At 51.9% G+C, this 16,598-nt stretch carries 17 protein-coding genes; 8 read left to right on the top strand and 9 right to left on the bottom strand.

Going from position 1 to position 16,598, the window contains the following annotated elements; translation table 11 throughout:
* Positions 1 to 8 precede the first annotated feature (8 nt).
* From Q397_RS0111685 to lpdA, 3 genes are all read left to right on the top strand, one after another.
* On the top strand, positions 9 to 2,945 hold the full coding sequence (locus Q397_RS0111685) for a 2-oxoglutarate dehydrogenase E1 component (protein WP_028879579.1): 2,937 nt from the start codon (positions 9 to 11) through the stop codon (positions 2,943 to 2,945).
* Positions 2,946 to 2,962: 17 nt separating this feature from the next.
* On the top strand, positions 2,963 to 4,582 hold the full coding sequence (odhB, locus tag Q397_RS0111680) for a 2-oxoglutarate dehydrogenase complex dihydrolipoyllysine-residue succinyltransferase (RefSeq protein ID WP_028879578.1): 1,620 nt from the start codon (positions 2,963 to 2,965) through the stop codon (positions 4,580 to 4,582).
* A gap of 82 nt (positions 4,583 to 4,664) precedes the next feature.
* Positions 4,665 to 6,068 (top strand): dihydrolipoyl dehydrogenase, encoded by a 1,404-nt coding sequence (lpdA, locus tag Q397_RS0111675; protein ID WP_028879577.1) that lies wholly within the window; start codon positions 4,665 to 4,667, stop codon positions 6,066 to 6,068.
* A 67-nt stretch (positions 6,069 to 6,135) separates the two neighbouring features.
* Here lpdA and Q397_RS0111670 read toward each other — a convergent pair whose 3' ends face one another.
* Complete coding sequence (locus Q397_RS0111670; protein ID WP_028879576.1) at positions 6,136 to 6,525, bottom strand: hypothetical protein; 390 nt, start codon at positions 6,523 to 6,525, stop codon at positions 6,136 to 6,138.
* A 95-nt stretch (positions 6,526 to 6,620) separates the two neighbouring features.
* Between Q397_RS0111670 and Q397_RS0111665 the strand changes: the two genes are divergently transcribed.
* Entirely contained in the window at positions 6,621 to 7,319 is a 699-nt protein-coding gene (locus tag Q397_RS0111665) for a helix-turn-helix transcriptional regulator (protein ID WP_028879575.1), read from the top strand.
* A gap of 6 nt (positions 7,320 to 7,325) precedes the next feature.
* On the opposite strand, the gene Q397_RS0111660 is transcribed toward Q397_RS0111665, so the two are convergent.
* The 4 genes from Q397_RS0111660 to Q397_RS0111645 all read right to left on the bottom strand — a co-directional run bounded on the left by Q397_RS0111660 (position 7,326) and on the right by Q397_RS0111645 (position 10,552).
* Positions 7,326 to 8,591: a diguanylate cyclase domain-containing protein gene (locus Q397_RS0111660; protein ID WP_028879574.1), complete on the bottom strand. Its 1,266-nt coding sequence runs from the start codon at positions 8,589 to 8,591 to the stop codon at positions 7,326 to 7,328.
* 152 nt (positions 8,592 to 8,743) lie between these two features.
* Positions 8,744 to 9,637, bottom strand: coding sequence for an aromatic amino acid exporter YddG (gene yddG / locus Q397_RS0111655; protein WP_156950704.1), 894 nt, complete (start codon positions 9,635 to 9,637; stop codon positions 8,744 to 8,746).
* Positions 9,638 to 9,648: 11 nt separating this feature from the next.
* Positions 9,649 to 9,909 carry a hypothetical protein gene (locus Q397_RS0111650; RefSeq protein ID WP_028879572.1) on the bottom strand — a complete coding sequence of 87 codons (261 nt, stop codon included), beginning with the start codon at positions 9,907 to 9,909 and terminating at the stop codon, positions 9,649 to 9,651.
* 31 nt (positions 9,910 to 9,940) lie between these two features.
* Positions 9,941 to 10,552 (bottom strand): hypothetical protein, encoded by a 612-nt coding sequence (locus Q397_RS0111645; protein ID WP_028879571.1) that lies wholly within the window; start codon positions 10,550 to 10,552, stop codon positions 9,941 to 9,943.
* Between the two features lie 283 nt (positions 10,553 to 10,835).
* Between Q397_RS0111645 and Q397_RS0111640 the strand changes: the two genes are divergently transcribed.
* Positions 10,836 to 12,269 carry an ATP-binding protein gene (locus tag Q397_RS0111640; RefSeq protein WP_028879570.1) on the top strand — a complete coding sequence of 478 codons (1,434 nt, stop codon included), beginning with the start codon at positions 10,836 to 10,838 and terminating at the stop codon, positions 12,267 to 12,269.
* Positions 12,270 to 12,290: 21 nt separating this feature from the next.
* Here the strand turns inward: Q397_RS0111640 and Q397_RS0111635 are convergent, their stop codons facing one another.
* Positions 12,291 to 12,752, bottom strand: a complete 462-nt coding sequence (locus tag Q397_RS0111635; protein WP_028879569.1) for a MarR family winged helix-turn-helix transcriptional regulator — start codon at positions 12,750 to 12,752, stop codon at positions 12,291 to 12,293.
* A gap of 89 nt (positions 12,753 to 12,841) precedes the next feature.
* Here Q397_RS0111635 and Q397_RS0111630 point away from each other — a divergent pair, with 89 nt between their 5' ends.
* Genes Q397_RS0111630 through Q397_RS24710 form a run of 3 tightly spaced genes read left to right on the top strand, consistent with a single transcriptional unit; the run spans position 12,842 to position 13,946 of the window.
* Positions 12,842 to 13,504, top strand: a complete 663-nt coding sequence (locus tag Q397_RS0111630) for a fumarylacetoacetate hydrolase family protein (protein WP_028879568.1) — start codon at positions 12,842 to 12,844, stop codon at positions 13,502 to 13,504.
* On the top strand, positions 13,504 to 13,791 hold the full coding sequence (locus Q397_RS22215) for a hypothetical protein (RefSeq protein ID WP_038013656.1): 288 nt from the start codon (positions 13,504 to 13,506) through the stop codon (positions 13,789 to 13,791). The genes Q397_RS0111630 and Q397_RS22215 overlap by 1 nt, the downstream gene beginning before the upstream one ends.
* An 8-nt stretch (positions 13,792 to 13,799) precedes the next feature.
* Complete coding sequence (locus Q397_RS24710; RefSeq protein WP_084149038.1) at positions 13,800 to 13,946, top strand: DUF2256 domain-containing protein; 147 nt, start codon at positions 13,800 to 13,802, stop codon at positions 13,944 to 13,946.
* Here the strand turns inward: Q397_RS24710 and arsJ are convergent.
* Genes arsJ through Q397_RS0111605 form a run of 3 tightly spaced genes read right to left on the bottom strand, consistent with a single transcriptional unit; the run spans position 13,943 to position 16,475 of the window.
* A complete protein-coding gene (arsJ, locus tag Q397_RS0111615) occupies positions 13,943 to 15,151 on the bottom strand; it encodes an organoarsenical effux MFS transporter ArsJ (protein WP_028879567.1) in 1,209 nt (402 codons plus the stop codon). The genes Q397_RS24710 and arsJ overlap by 4 nt on opposite strands.
* The gene (locus tag Q397_RS0111610; protein WP_028879566.1) at positions 15,148 to 16,161 is read right to left on the bottom strand and encodes an ArsJ-associated glyceraldehyde-3-phosphate dehydrogenase; all 1,014 of its coding nucleotides are present in this window, start codon (positions 16,159 to 16,161) and stop codon (positions 15,148 to 15,150) included. Before Q397_RS0111610 ends, arsJ begins: the two co-directional genes overlap by 4 nt.
* On the bottom strand, positions 16,158 to 16,475 hold the full coding sequence (locus Q397_RS0111605) for an ArsR/SmtB family transcription factor (RefSeq protein ID WP_028879565.1): 318 nt from the start codon (positions 16,473 to 16,475) through the stop codon (positions 16,158 to 16,160). Before Q397_RS0111605 ends, Q397_RS0111610 begins: the two co-directional genes overlap by 4 nt.
* Positions 16,476 to 16,598: the final 123 nt, after the last annotated feature.

Here is a 16,598-nt window from a genome sequence, read left to right as displayed (position 1 = left end):
AAGTAAATATGGTCGATACCCCTGAATCAGTCCTGAATGGCAACAACACTGTTTATCTTGCAGAATTGTATGCCCGTTATATGAAAGATCCGTCCTCTGTTGATCAGAGCTGGGTCGCTTTTTTCTCGGGATTACGTGAAGACGGTCTGGAAGCGCTCCAGAACCTCTCCGGTCCGAGTTGGAATAAACCAAGTCATGGTGTGGTCAATACGGGCGTAAGCTCTGTGACGGCACCTGTTGCAAACGCCCAGCCGCAAGCTGGCGCGGTTTACGCGAATGTTGACGACGATGCAATTCGTGCCGCGACGCTAGATAGCATCCGTGCCTTGATGTTGATCCGTTCCTATCGTGTGCGTGGTCACCTTATTGCGCGTTTTGATCCACTGGGTATCGAAGGCAATAACTACCATCCGGAGCTTGATCCAAAGTCTTACGGCTTTAGTGAAGCCGATATGGATCGCCCGATTTTCATCGATTTCGTTTTGGGGCTGGAAACAGCCACCCTGCGTGAGATCGTTGATAAAGTTCAATCCACATACTGCCGCCACATCGGTGTCGAGTTTATGCACATTCAGGAGCCAGAAGAGAAATCCTGGATCCAGCGTCGCATTGAGTCGTCTGAAAATCAGTCCGATTTCACCGTTAAAGGCAAGACAGCTATTCTGGAACGTCTGACCGAAGCTGAAGGTTTTGAGCAGTTCCTGGATAAAAAATACACCGGTACAAAACGTTTCGGTCTGGAAGGCGGGGAATCTTTGATCCCGGCGATGGAACAAATTCTTAAGCGGGGCGCACAGCTTGGCTTGAAAGAAGTTGTTCTGGGCATGCCGCACCGGGGTCGTCTCAACGTTTTGACCAACGTGATGCACAAGCCGTTCCGTGCCTTGTTCTCTGAATTTCAGGGCAACTCATCCAACCCGGATGACGTTGAAGGCTCCGGCGACGTTAAATATCACCTCGGGACCTCTGCCGACCGTGAATTTGACGGCAACACCATTCACCTGTCTTTGACTGCCAACCCGTCTCACCTTGAACTGGTGAACCCGGTTGTGCATGGCAAAGTCCGCGCCAAGCAAGAACAACTCGGTGGCCCGCGTTCGCAGGTTATGCCGTTGCTATTGCATGGTGATGCGGCTTATTCCGGTCAGGGCATCGTCCCGGAAGGTCACGCGATGTCTGGCCTGCGCGGCTATAAAGTCGGCGGGACAATCCACATCATCGTCAACAACCAGATCGGCTTTACAACGGCGCCGCATTACTCGCGTTCCAGCCAGTATCCGTCTGATGTTGCGAAAATGGTTCAGGCCCCGATCTTCCACGTTAACGGGGATGATCCGGAAGCTGTGGTTCACGTGGCCCGTATCGCGACTGAATACCGTCAGGAATTTGGCAAAGACGTTGTCATCGACATGTTCTGTTATCGCCGTCACGGCCATAACGAGTCTGACGAGCCGATGTTCACCAACCCGCAGATGTATAAAATCATCAAAAAGCAGATTTCTACGCGTGAGTTGTACGCGCAGCGTCTGATTGCGGAAAAAGTACTGACAGAACAACAAGTTCAGGACATGGCGGACGAGTTCCGCGGTCGTTTGGAAGAAGAATTCCAAGCCGGTAACTCTTATAAGCCGAACAAAGCCGACTGGTTTGAAGGCAAATGGCACGGCATGGACAATGCCCGTGGCGAAGAAGAGCACCGCAACGAAGATACGTCTGTTTCTGAAGATATCCTGCGGGAAGTTGGGAAAGCCATCTCTACCGCACCGGATAACTTTAACGTCAACAAAAAGGTTCTGCGTCAGCTGAAAGCCAAGTCCAAAATGATCGAAACCGGCGAAGGGATCGATTGGGCGACAGGTGAAGCGCTTGCGTTTGGCTCGCTGCTGGTTGACGGTCACAAGGTCCGTCTGTCCGGTCAGGATAGTGGCCGTGGGACATTCTCCCAACGTCACAGTGTCTTGATCGATCAGGAAACCGAAGAACGTTATCGTCCGCTGAACAACATTCGTGAAGGCCAAGGTGACTATGAAGTTATCGACAGCCCGCTGATCGAATTGTCCGTTCTTGGTTTCGAATACGGTTATTCTTTGGCAGAACCGAATGCCTTGGTCATGTGGGAAGCCCAGTTTGGCGATTTTGCCAACGGTGCCCAGATGATGATTGACCAGTTCATTTGTTCTGGTGAATCTAAATGGCTGCGTCTGTCCGGTTTGACCATGCTTCTGCCGCACGGCTACGAAGGTCAGGGCCCAGAGCATAGCTCGGCCCGTCCGGAGCGTTATCTCCAGCTTTGTGCGGAAGATAACATGCAGGTCTGTAACTTGACGACACCAGCGAACTACTTCCATGCGCTTCGTCGTCAGCAGTGCCGCAACTTCCGTAAGCCGTTGGTCATCTTTACGCCGAAATCTCTGCTGCGTCACAAATTGTGTCAAAGCACGCTCGCTGACTTCACAACCGGTTCCGCCTTCAAGCGCGTGATCGGGGAGACTGACGAGCTGGTGGCGAACAAAGACGTCCGTCGTGTGGTCTTGTGTACAGGTAAAGTATACTACGATCTGCTTCAGGCGCGTCGCGACAAAGAGATCAAGGATGTTGCCATCATTCGTGTGGAACAGCTTTATCCATGGCCGAAAGAAACCATCAAAGAAAAACTTGCTCAATATCCGAACGCCGAGTTGGTTTGGTGTCAGGAAGAACCGGCAAACATGGGGTACTGGACATTTGTCTTCCCACGTCTGGTCTACATTGCGCAAGAGCTTCAGGTTAAAGGCGGCATGCCGGGTTATTCCGGTCGTCGTGCTTCGGCTTCCCCTGCAACGGGTCTGAACAAGGTCCACGTTGCTGAACAACAGTTCCTGGTTGAAGAGGCGCTGAATGGCAAGTTGGAAACTCTTCCGACACCATTCGCCCGCGAAACCAAAATGGCTGCATCTAAACTTTAGGATTTGTGAGGAAACAAATGGCCACAGAAATCACTGTTCCCGCTTTGGGTGAGTCCGTATCGGAAGGTACGGTCTCAAAGTGGCTCAAAAACATTGGCGACACTGTCGCTGTTGACGAACCGCTCGTAGAGCTGGAAACCGATAAAGTGACGGTCGAAGTTCCGTCACCGGTTGCCGGCACATTAGTCGAAATCGTTGCAGGTGCAGATACCGATGTAGAAGTTGGTGCTGTCTTGTGTATGGTTGGCGAAGCTGATGAAGCGGCTGCACCGGCACCGGCTGCGGCGGCCCCTGCTGCTGCGACAGAAGAAGCACCGGCGGCTTCTGCCGGGACGGGCGAAACTGTTGATATCGTCATTCCGGCGATGGGTGAGTCTGTCACGGAAGGCACAATCTCAAACTGGCTGAAAGCTGTTGGCGACGAAGTTGCCGAAGACGAAGCACTTTGCGAAGTTGAAACCGACAAAGTAACAGCTGAACTGCCGTCACCGACAGCAGGCGTGCTGATCGAGATCATTGCAGGTCCAGACACGGACGTTGAAGTTGGTACGGTTGTTGGTCGTATTGCGGTTGGTGCCAAAAAAGGCGCAGCAGCTCCTGCGGCAGCACCGGCACAAGCCTCAGCCCCGGCAGCCTCTGCTGCGGCACCGGCTGGTCAAGCCAACACAGCCCACCCGCTGTCCCCTGCGGTTCGCAAACTGGTTGAAGAAAACGGTTTAGATGCGTCCAAGATCCCGGCAAGCGGCAAAGACGGTCGTTTGGTGAAAGGCGACGTTCTGGCTTATATCGAAAGTGGTCAGGCTGCCAAAGACAAAGCGGCACCGGCACCTGCAAAAGCTGCCCCGGCACCTGCTGCGAAACCAGCGGCCGCACCGGCCCCTGCTGCGAAATCAAGCACACCAAATGGTGCGATGATCCCGCCGCGTCCGGAAGGCCCGCGCGAAGAACGTGTTAAAATGACACGTCTGCGTAAAGTGATCGCGTCTCGTTTGAAGGAAGCACAGAACACAGCTGCGATCCTGACAACCTGGAACGAAGTCGATATGACGGGCGTTCTGGAAATGCGTAAACAGTACAAAGACGGTTTTGAGAAGAAACACGGCGTGAAGCTTGGCTTCATGGGTATCTTCACCAAAGCTTGTGTGACAGCCCTGCGTGAGTGGCCTGCTGTCAACGCTGAGATCGATGGCGACGACATCGTTTATAAAAACCACTATGATGTGGGTATTGCGGTTGGTTCCCCGACAGGTCTGGTTGTACCGGTTGTACGTGACTGTGATGAAAAATCACTGGCGCAGATCGAAGGTGACATTCTGAACTACGGTAAACGCGCCCGTGACGGGTCGTTGACAATGGACGAAATGATGGGCGGTACGTTCACCATTTCTAACGGTGGCGTCTTTGGCTCCCTGTTGTCCGCACCGATCCTGAACCGTCCGCAGTCTGCGATTTTGGGTATGCATAAAACGCAAATGCGCCCGATGGTCATGCCGGATGGGTCCATTCAGGCACGTCCGATGATGTATCTTGCGCTGTCTTATGATCACCGTATCATTGACGGTCGTGAGGCGGTTTCCTTCCTCGTTCGTGTGAAAGAATGTCTGGAAGATCCGCAACGCATCTTGCTGGACGCTTAAGACCGGATAAATTGAAACGGAAGGTCGTTCAACTGGCCTTCCGTTTTTTTTAAGACTTTTAAGAAAGAGGATTTTTAGTGTCATGAGTGACAATTTTGACGTAGTCGTCATCGGCGGTGGCCCCGGTGGATATGTCTGCGCAATCCGCGCGGCACAATTGGGTTTGAAAACAGCAATCGTTGAAAAACGCGGCGCATTGGGCGGCACCTGCCTGAACGTCGGTTGTATTCCGGCGAAAGCTTTGTTGCAGTCTTCTCATCTCTATGAGATGGCGGCGCATGAGATGGAAAACCACGGGATTAAAGTCACCCCGAAACTGGATCTGGATCAGATGATCGACCGTAAGGAAGCTGTTGTGAAGCAGCTGACACAGGGCGTCGAATTCCTGATGAAGAAAAACAAGATCAAGTACATCGTTGGTGAAGGTAAAGTCGCAGGCGCGGACAAAGTTTCCGTGAAACTGAACGACGGCGGTGAAGAAGTTCTGGAAACAGAAAATATCGTGATCGCAACCGGTTCTGACGTGGCAACTTTGCCGTTCCTTGAAATCGACGAAAAACTGATGATGTCTTCTACGGGCGCGATGGAAATGCGCAAAGTCCCGAAGAAACTGGCTGTCATCGGTGGCGGTGTGATCGGCCTTGAGTTGGGTTCTGTCTGGAACCGTCTGGGCGCTGAAGTCACTGTGATCGAATTCCTCGACCAGATCCTGCCGGGTATGGACGGTGAAATTCGCAAAACCGCTCAACGCACCCTGAAAAAACAGGGCATCAACTTTAAGACAGGCACAAAGGTGACAGCGGCAGCGAAAACCAAAACCTCTGTGACGCTTACTATGGAACCGGCCAAGGGCGGTGACGCGGAAGAATTGAAGGTGGATGCGTGTCTGGTGGCGATCGGTCGTCGTCCGTACACAGATAACCTCGGTCTCGCCGAAGCGGGCGTTGAAATGGACGAGCGCGGCTTTATCAAGGTGGATCATGACCTGCAAACCAACGTTGCGGGCATCTTTGCTGTTGGTGACGTCATCGGTGGTCTGATGCTGGCGCACAAAGCCGAAGAAGAAGGCGTTGCGGTTGCCGAAATGCTCGCGGGTCAGTCCGGTCACGTGAATTATGACGTTATTCCGGGGATCGTTTACACCCACCCGGAAATCGCATCAGTCGGTCAAACGGAAGAGAGCCTCAAGGCGGCGGGTATCGAATATACATCCGGTAAATTCCCGTTCCAAGCCAACGGTCGTGCCTTGGCAAACGGCGACAGCGAAGGTTTCGTCAAAATCCTGGCTGATAAGAAAACAGATCGTGTTCTTGGCGCACATATCATCGGCCCACAAGGCGGTGATTTGATCCAAGAAGTCGTACAAGCGATGGAATTCGGCGGTTCTGCTGAAGATATCGCACGTACCTGCCACGGTCACCCGGGCCTGCCGGAAGCGGTGAAAGAAGCTGCTTTGGCGGTTGGTAAACGCGCAATCCATTCCTAATAAGGGATTGGGATTGAACGACTAGAAAAGGCGCTTCCTAAAGCTGGGAAGCGCCTTTTTTTATGGCTTAGGCCACAGCTTTGACAAGCGCCTGAAACTCTTCTTGGAAGGAGTGTCTCAAGGCCGTCAGTTCCTCGTCTGTCAGGTCCTTCAACATAATGCAGGTCAGGCAGAACAGGCAGGTGCCATCGGGCAGGGCGGTGACGCGGGCGGGGAAGGTCAGCATCTCGTCTTTACTTGGACCGCATCGCATATCAACGATGCCGGTTTTAACGTCGGAGATAATTTCGATAAACATTTCCCCTTCCGGTGTGATGACCAGATAGTCGTCCCCGACTTTACGGATGGATAGGCAGTAGTTAATGGCCCATTTGGGGGCATTTTCTTCTTGGGATAAGAAGGTAAACAGGGTGTCATAGTCCGTGTTGATGATAATGGATTTGGTATCAACCAGCATGGTGTCTCTCCGTTGTGTGAGTGTTTGAACTGGCGATAACTTACTGCCATACTCCTGACAACTAGCTGTCAGGAGTGTTGAGGTAATCTGTCTGTATGAAGAAAACGGATCGTCATTTTAAGCTGATAAACTTTTTGCAAGGACGCCGCACGGCCATTACGGCAGACCGCCTTGCCGATGAATGTGAAGTGTCGGTGCGCACCATCTATCGCGATATACGCGATCTGCAAAACTCCGGTGTGCCCATTGAAGGGGAAGCGGGCGTCGGCTATTTGCTGGAGGCGGGGTATACACTGCCGCCTTTGACGTTTGATGTCGATGAAATTGAAGCGCTTGTGCTGGGCATGGCGATGGTATGCAATTGGACCGATGATAAAATGTCCAAGTCAGCCCGTGGTGTTCTCAACAAAATCCGCGAGGCCTTACCGCAGAAAACGCGGGAGAAGTTATATGGCACGGCGCTCTATTCGTTTAAAAGCAGTACGCATATCCCGTGGTCGGTGGACTTTTCTGCCATTCGTCAAGCCATACGGGAACGGCGCTATGTGACATTGATGTATGAAGATGCGCAACAAAAGGCTTCCGACCGTCGGGTCAGGCCGCTGGCTTTACTTTTCTTTGGGCCGATCTGGTTGCTGGTCACTTGGTGTGAATTACGCGGGGACTTTCGCAACTTCCGTCTGGATCGGATCAAGGGACTGACGTTGGAGCATGCCACTTTTGCGGAAGAGGAGGGCAAGCGGCTGCGGGACTATTGCGAGTCTGGTGAAATTATCGATGAGCTGCGCAGATAGTCTGTCTTATTGGTCGAAGACGACTTTGTTGCGGCCGGTTTTCTTGGCCTCATAGAGATTACCATCGGCGATGTTAATTAGCGCATCAAGTTCTTGCACTTTTTGCCAGCTTACACCGATGCTCATGGTCAGGTTGATTTTGCGATTGCCATAATCGATGGTTAAGTTGGCAATGCCTTGGCGTAAGGCTTCAAACTTTTCATCGAGACTGTCGAGAGTATCTGCTTTCAGCAGGATGCAGAATTCTTCACCGCCAAAGCGTGCGGCAATACCGTCGTCGCCAAAGAAGTGACGCATTTGTTTGGCGACATTCTTTAGGGCTTCGTCCCCGCCATCGTGACCGTAGGTGTCATTGATGTTTTTAAAATGGTCGATATCGCACATAGCCGCGATGAGATAGCCGCCCTCATTATTGACGTCTTGCAGCATGGTTTCCCCGCGTTCAAACAGATAACGGCGGTTGCGCAAACCTGTCAGGTAATCTGTGATCAGGGAGTCTTCCAAGGCCTTGATATGTTCCAGCATCTCGACATTTTGCGAGACACGACAGAAAAACTCTTCGTTCAAAAACGGTTTGGTGATGAAGTCGTTAGCCCCGACCTTGATAAAGCGTGCAGACAGGGCGTGGTTGCCATAGGTGGACACCCCGATGATACAGAGTTCACGCTTTGAATAATGTGTGCGGATTTTTTTGGTGAGTTCAAACCCGTCCAGATTTGGCATGTTGTAGTCGGTGATGACCAGCATGATGTCGGGATTTTTATCCAGAATTTTGAGGGCTTCCAGCCCGTCGGCGGCTTCCAGAATCTGGAATTTGTAACGCGCCAACAAGCCATGCATTTGAAAGCGCGCGGTCTTGGAATCATCGGCCAGCAACACTTTAACAGACTGGTTGTTGTAGAGGCGCTTTACGGTTGTGATGACATATTCGATACTTGCCGGGCTGTCTTTGACCACATAGTCGATGATGTTTTGTTGCATCAAATGGTCGCGGAGTTCTTCGTTAAACTGACCGGAAAAGACGATGGACGGGATCGATTTCTCAATCACATAATCGACAATTTCCCCTTTGGGCGCGTCGGGGAGGTTGAGGTCAAGGAGCGCGAGGAAAAAATCGTCCTTGCGGGCATCCATGATGGCACAGGCTTGCGCGTAGGTTTCGGCACAGGTGACGGTAAAACCCAATTGCTTTTCTATTTGGCTTTTGATGACAGAGCGGAAAAACTTTGCATCTTCGACCAATAGAATCTCAACCTTTGGGGCGTCGTCCATTGTGCGTTCCTTTTCGTTCTCAAAAATTGTCCATATTGTAAGGACGCCATGTATGGCATACCTATTATCGTTTTGTTAGGTCTTTTTCCTATTTAAAAAGATAATAATTCTAAGAGCTGTATTTTGAGTTGCAGGGGTTAATTTTTCGATAATTAAAGGTTTTGATCTACCTTTTTGCGCCGTAAAAAATCGCTGGAGGCGAGAATTGCACCGCCGGAAATAAGCGCGCAGGATGCGGCAAGGGCCCATGTCAGGCTGCCTTCCCCAATGAGCAGGAGCAAAAGTGTTGAGGTCAAGGGAATCGTATAGGACCCGGCCCCAAGGACACGGATATTGCCGTGTTTGACCCCATAGTCCCAGAAGAAGAAGACCCCGCCCGCCGGACCAACACCGATCGCAACAAGCACAAGCCATCCGGTGAGATCATCGGGCCAGACGGTTTGTTCAAAGGCCAAATGGCAGAGCGCGGCAAGGAGGGAGCCCGCAAGACAGAACCAGCCCACTGCATCGGTCGGTACGCCGCCGAACAGACGGTTAAGGACGGAATAGCTGGCCCAGGTGACGCCACAGCCGACCGCTGCCAGATAGCCTACGGTATACTGACTGTCAAAGTTAAAGCCTTTGTCCCCGACGATCAGCAGCACGGTGCCGGCAAGGCCGCAGAGTGTGCCGACACTATGATACCAGCGTAACTTTTCTCCTGGCAGGAAGGCAGAGAAAAAGACGATCAGCAGGGGCCAGAGATAATTGATCAGGTTGGCTTCAACAGCCGGGGCTGATTTAAGGGCAAGGAAGTAGAGAAAGTGATAGCCAAACAAACCTGCAACCCCCAAGAGCCACGCTTTCGGGGGTTGATAGATATGGGAGAGTGGATTTTCTTTGTTGAGAATCCATTTGATAAGGCCGCAGACAAAGGCGATGAAAAATGAAACGGCAACCAGTTGAAACGGCGGAATATCGCCAGACCAAACGGTTAAAATGCCTAATGTCGCCCAAACTAACAGGGCAACGGCACCGATGAGGGTGCCGCGCAATACCTTATCCAATTTTACTTCCTTTATTCAGTCACCTTTTTCTTGGCGGCATTGTAGGCGTCTTTTGCTTTTTCCGGTATTGTTTTTGCGTCTTCAGTCGCATTTTTAAAGGCTTCCTCCAGCGTCATGTCCGGTTTGCCCGCGTCATTTTTTTCCATTTTATCTTGAACATAGCTATTATTGGTATGGTCATCGCTTTGTGATGACTTTTCACCGTTGGCAAGGGCGGCGGTTGCCAGTGTCATTGTCGCGATTACAAAGCTTGTTGTCAGCAGACGTAGCATAATTGATCTCCATATATGTTGTGTCTGGAGATTAGGATAATTTGTCGAACGGAATTGACAAGCCGTCGCGGGCCATCTTTATCTTTTCTTGAGGTGTCAGTGCTCTGTTCCTCATGCCATCCTGATAATTTTCAGGGGTGTCAGGCTCTTCCGCATCATGTGGGTGCCAGGTTTTCATGTACTTCTGGCCAGATTGGAGATCTTCGCGAATCTCTGTATCGTCGTAATCCCTGAGATCATATTCGGTAAAGGTCGGATCGTCATCGGCCGCGCCTTCATCCTTCGCCAGTTTTGCAAGACGGTCATAAGTGGTGAGGGACTCGTAGAGTTCCGGGTCGATCTCTTCGCGATGGGGTCGGCACGTCCACAGGAGGCAACCCGCAGGCAACCCGCACAAAAACCAGGCGGGGAGTTGCAGAACAGGCAGGACAACCAGATCAAAAAAATCCGAGGCAAACCGAGCTTTTAAGGCAATCCACTTGCCCCCCATCATGGCGACCAGCAGGTCATTTGACGAGGTGATAAAGCCGCGCCCTACTGTGCTTTCTGCCGCAGCCATGAGGAACGCGAGCGCAAAGAACATCCAGCCGACAAGAAAGCCGACTTTTGTTCCAAGGGTGATATGTGCATCTGATCGTGCCACGCAGGGTCCTAGCAGAAAAATGGTGTCTGTTCCTTCATATCACAGATAGATTTTTTTCGCAGGTAGGAAAAGGGCCGGGGGAGCGGTAAAAAAGCGGAAAGGCCATCGTGTCAGAAAGGGCGGTTTTGATCTGCCTGTGTATTCGCAATTGAAAAAGGGATGGTGTTAATTTTCCATAAAAATACAACCGCTTATCAAATCAACTATTTCTAAGATCATTCCCTTGCTCTTAGGGGAAAGCTTGCGTATCATCCTTGATAAATAACTGGGGATTGGGTGAGTTATGCGGACATACGGGGTCGAAGCTGTTAAAAATCGGTTATTGTTTGATAACCCATGGTGGGCGTTGAACGAACAGGCACCGCAAAAGTTTAAGCAGCCGCCAAAACGGTTATTTTTTGAAGAATTTGCCAGGAAAGTCGAACAGGGTGAAGACGGACGCGCCGTCACGCTTGTCGGGCCGCGTCGCACCGGTAAAACGGTGATGGTGCGCCAGATGGTTGCCCGTTTGATTGAAGGCGGTGCCCCGCCGCGCCATGTGTTATTGGCCTCCTTGGGGACCCCGACATATTGGGATGTGGGCCTACAACAGATTATCGAGCTGTTTGTGAAGCGCAACGCCGATCATTTGCAGGGCCGTAAGCTGTATGCCTTTTTGGATGAACTGCAATATATGCCGGACTGGGAAACCGAATTGGTCAAAGTTGCCAAGGCTTTTCCGCAAGTGCGTTTGGTCGGCGTTTTGTCCGCAGGAACACCTTTGCCGGAAGCAACTGCAGAGCAGGATCCCGGCTATGATGTATCGGTGCTCCCTTGTGTCAGTTTTGCCGAGTTTCTGCGTTTTCGAGGGCGAGAGAAAGCGTTGTTTGGCGGGGACCCTGCTAATCACAGGTTGGCCTTTAATCAAGCAAATCTGCCGCAATTGAATAAAGAGTTCAACCACTACATTAACTATGGCGGCTTTCCCGAAAGCGTTTTGGGGAAGACCGAAGGCGCGCCGTCGCCGCTGTTTGTGCGCGATACCTTGATTGAACGCCTGCTGCATAAGGACATGGCCTCCTTTTTCGGGATTAATGATCTAAAAGGATTGGCGCATCTGTTTACCCTGTTGGCCTATAACACAGGCCGCGAAGTCAGTATTGAAGAACTCGCCCGTGAAACCAAGATCGCCAAAAACACCTTGCGCAAATATCTGGAATATCTCGAGTCCGCCTGGTTGATCCGGCGCCTTCATCGGGTGGATAGAAATGCCAAGCGGTTTCAGCGGGCGGTAGCTTTTAAAGTCTTTATCACCTCGCCCTGTTGGTATGCCGCCCTGTTTGGTCCGGTTGTCCCAACTGATGAGGTCTATGAACGACTGGTCGAAACCGCTGTTTATTGCCAATGGTTGGGCGTGAGCCACCGGATTGCGTCTTTGACCTATGCCAGTTGGCGTGGGGGGAAAATCGATCTGGTGGGCTATCCCGATCTTGCGGCCCAAAAAGCCCGCGCGCCGGAACCTGACCTGATTGTGGAGATGGATTGGGACCAGAGCCTGTCCGGCTTCGGGGAGGGCCCGCAGATCGTGACCGAGTTTGTGCGCATGAACTGTAATGGGGAGGAAAACACCCTGTTGTTGACGCAAAATATGATCCGCACAGGCTATCATCGCCACGTGCGTATTCAGTCGGTCCCCGCAAGCTTGTATGCCTACGGTCTGGTCAACGAAATGTCTTAAGGGCCGGGTGGCGCAGGTGGATTAGAGACCGGCTGCGCTGTTGAGCTTGCGCAAGAGTGTGACAAGTTGAATGGCTTCTTCATCACTGAGCGCACTTGCTGTTTTGCGATCACCCGCTTTGGCAAGGTCAAGACCCCGATCAAAGACGCGATGACCTTCCTCGCTGAGTTCAAGCGCGTTGGAACGACGATCGGTCAGGGATGGTTTGCGCACTACAAGCCCGCGATTTTCCAACCCGTCAATGACCGCGACCATGGTAGAACGTTCCACACCCAAGGCGCGGGCTACGGCGGATTGTGACATGTCTTTGTTGCTGGCGATCAGGGTGAGGACCCCAAATTGGCCGGGGGTGATCTGGGTTTCAGACATGGCATCGGAAAAATTGTTGAAAGCGGCAACCTGCGCGCGACGCAAATGATAGGTCATAAGGTCATTTAACGGCCCAATGTTGGTATTCTGTTTTTTTGAATTCGCTTCCGACACCGAAAACCTCTCGTCACGATCAAACAATAAATGTTATGAAGACTAACATATAACCCCATCCCCCATCTGTCTAGCCTTGGAGTTTTTCAATGTCTTATGTCCTTCCACTCTGGAATGCCCCTGCGTTGCCTGTTGTCGGCACAGAAGATGTCTTTCCGATCCGCCGTGTGCATTGCGTTGGCAAGAATTATGGGGATCATGTCCGCGAAATGGGCGATGATCCTGAAAAGATGAAACCCAAGTTTTTCTCCAAATCCGCCCATGCGATTGTGGCGGGTGTGGATGCGGTCGAGATTGCCTATCCCCGCGCGACCAACGATCTGCATTTCGAGGTGGAATTGATCGTTGCCTTGGGAGAAAACGGATCGGTGTTTGGTTATGGCATCGGGATTGATTTTACCAAACGGGATTTACAGGCCGTGGCGAAAAAATCCGGCATGCCGTGGGATACCTCTAAAAACTTTGCCGGGGCGGGTGCGGTGTCACAAATTACGCCGATTGCCCAATGTGGCGAGATTAAAGAGGGTGAAATCACCCTGTCCGTCAATGGCGAGATCAAACAACAGGGCGATTTAAACCAGATGATCTATGATGTGCCGGAAATTATCAAACAGCTGGACAGCTATGACGAAGTCTTGGCGGGCGATATCATTTTCACTGGTACACCTGCCGGTGTGGGCGCGGTTGTGAAGGGTGATGTGATGACCTGTACCATCGCTGGCCTGCCTGACTTTACAGTGAGCTTGATCTAATGGTGAGAAATACCCTTGTCTTGCTGGCGGCACTTTCTGTGACAGCCTGTATGCAGTCGGCGCCAAGTCACTGGCAGCATAAAACTATTCCGTCTTCCCAATGGGGGAGTGATCATAACCGATGCAAGCGCGCCGCCGATCGTTATCTGGGGGCCAAGCCCGCCTATCAGGCGGATCAGCAGATCAGCAGCTATAACGAACAGATGCGTGTCTATAACGTGAAGAAGGAACACGGCAAACTGGTCAGTGATTGCATGCGCAAAGCGGGCTATGTTCCGATGAAGTAGGGCCCTTCATGGCAAAGATGAAAAAGAAGTCAGACTTGCCGCAAAAAATCTGCCCCGTTTGCAAGCGCCCGTTTAGTTGGCGCAAAAAATGGGAAAAGGTTTGGGATGAGGTGATCTATTGTTCCAAACGCTGTCGGGGTGAAGGGCGGTCTTAAGCCGCCCTTTTTCGGGGGGTGAGAAATAGCACGCTGGTTGCCGCGATTAGCACCATGACGGCGGAAACCGCAAGGCAGGCTTCCAGCCCGGCCATCTGATAGACCAGACCGGACAGCAATGTCCCGAGCAGACGTCCCACTGCATTTGCCATATAATAGAACCCGACACTGAGGGACACTTTATCGGCATCGCTATAGGCCACGATCAGGAAGCTGTGGAGCGAGGAATTGATGGCAAAGATCAATCCGAAGACCAAGAGCCCTGCGATGAGCAATAAGGTCGCATGGTCGGGGTAAAGGTGAAGACCTATCGCCATGAGGGCGGGCAGGGCAAACAGGATAAAGCCCCAAAAGGCGGTTGCCCGTGCGCCTGTTGTGGCATCGGTGGTTTTTCTGGTTAGGCGCGGCACGAAGGCTTGAATGATCCCGTAGGCAATTACCCACAGCGCCATAAACAGTCCCACCTGATCAAATCCCCAACCGAGTTGGGACGCAAAAAAGATCGGCACCCCGACGACAAACCAGACATCGCGCGCGGCAAATAAAAAGATACGGGCAAAGGACAGGATGTTGATCTCGCGGGACTTGGAAAATAGGTCTTTCCCCGTGATCTTGGACTTGGCTTTGCCCAGTTCCCCTTGCACGGACAGGACAGCGAAGATCAGGATCACACCTAAGCAAGCCGCCATGGCCAACAGCGCGAGTTGAAAGCCCAAACCTTCCAGCAGGATGCCCCCGAGAAAAAAGCCAACGCCTTTCAGCGCATTTTTTGATCCGGTCAGCAGGGACACCCATTTAAACAAAAGGCCTTCATCGGCCACGACCAGTTTGACCGCGCTTTTGGAACTCATTTTTGTCAGGTCTTTGGCGACGCCACTGAGAGCCTGTGCCGCCATCACATAGGCAACGGACAGGGAAATGGCCCAGCTATCTTGCAACAAAGACAGCATGACAAGGGCAATAATCTGGGTTGTAAGGCCTGCAAAGAGGGTTAGACGCAGGCCAAACCGTGCGCCGATCCAGCCGCCAACAAAGTTGGTGACAATCCCCATGGCTTCGTAGAGCAAAAACAGGAAGGCGAGATCAAGCGGGCTATATCCCAGCTGGTGAAAATGCAGCAAGACCAGCATGCGCAAGGCCCCGTCAGACAGGGTAAAGCCCCAATAGCTGGCGGTGACACAGGCATAATTTTTCAGGTCACTCATGACATTTTAACTGCCATCATATGGGCGATATCCATCATGCGGTTGACGTAGCCCCATTCGTTATCATACCAGAGATAGACTTTAAGATGGGTGTCATCGACGACAACCGTGCTCGGGCCATCCACGATGACGGAACGGGGATCGGTGGTAAAGTCGGTGGACACCAGCGGGCGGGCTTCAAACCCCAGAATGTCTTTTAGCTCCCCTTCGGCAGCCTCTTTAAACAATCCGTTGATTTCTTCTGCTGTGACGGGACGTTTCATTTCAAAGACAAAGTCGGTGAGGGAGCCGGTGAGCAGAGGCACGCGCACCGCATGGCCGGTCAGCTTGCCTTTAAGTTCGGGATAAATCACCGCAACAGCCGTCGCGGACCCTGTGGTCGTTGGCACAAGCGAGTTGACGCCGGACCGTGCGCGGCGCAGGTCTTTGTGCGGGCTATCCACAATCACCTGTGTATTGGTCAGGTCATGAATGGTGGTGAAAGACCCGCGATGAAAGCCGATCTTTTCATGCAGGACTTTGATGACGGGCGCGATACAGTTTGTGGTGCAAGACGCGGCGGTCACAATGTCATGTTGGGCGGGGTCATAGAGATGTTCGTTCACCCCATAGACAAGGTTCAGCGCGCCATCGGTCTTGACCGGACAGGCGACCAGCACTTTTTTGATGCCCGCGTCCAAAAATGGCTGTAAGGCCTCGTCGGTTTTATATTTTCCTGAACATTCCAGTAGCAGATCAACACCAAGGTCGGCCCAGTTGACCCCGTCGGGGCGGGTTTCTTCGCTAAAGGTCAGGCGCTGGTCGTCAATGAGGATCGCGCCGTCTTCATGGCTGACCTCATGATCCCATTTGCCATGGACCGTATCAAACTGCAAAAGATGGGCAGCGCAGTCGGCGCCGCCTTTCGGTTCGTTAATATGGACAAACTCAAGGCCCGGTGTGGTCCAGCCGGCGCGCAGGACCAGTTTGCCCATGCGGCCAAATCCGTTGATGGCGACACGTATTGTCATTTTTCATTCCCTTTGAGGCAAAGATCAGGTTGCCCGTTACAACAATCATCGGACAAAAAACCGATGAGGGTGTTCATGGCGTCAAAATTAACGTGATAGATTTGTGCGCGGCCCTGACGGGTGCGCCCAATCAATCCGCATTGGCGCATCTGATTAAGGTGATGGGACAGGGTAGAAGGCGTGATATTGCATGCGCTGGCAATATCCCCTGCGGCGGCCCCATCGGGTCCAATACGGACAAGGTATCTAAAAATATCCAGACGGGCTGCGTAAGCCAGTGCGGAGAGCATATCGACGGCAAGTTCTGTTTTCATAATTCGATAATAGTCGAAATATCAAAGTTTAGAAGGGTTGTTTTGTGACATTTTTTGGACAAAAGATAAGGCCGTTGCCCTTGAAAAGCTCAGTATTTCCGTTAAATTCTTTAAAAATATCGA

The organism is Terasakiella pusilla DSM 6293 (assembly GCF_000688235.1).
Lineage (GTDB): Bacteria > Pseudomonadota > Alphaproteobacteria > Rhodospirillales > Terasakiellaceae > Terasakiella > Terasakiella pusilla.
This window is presented reverse-complemented; position numbering and strand designations above follow the sequence as displayed.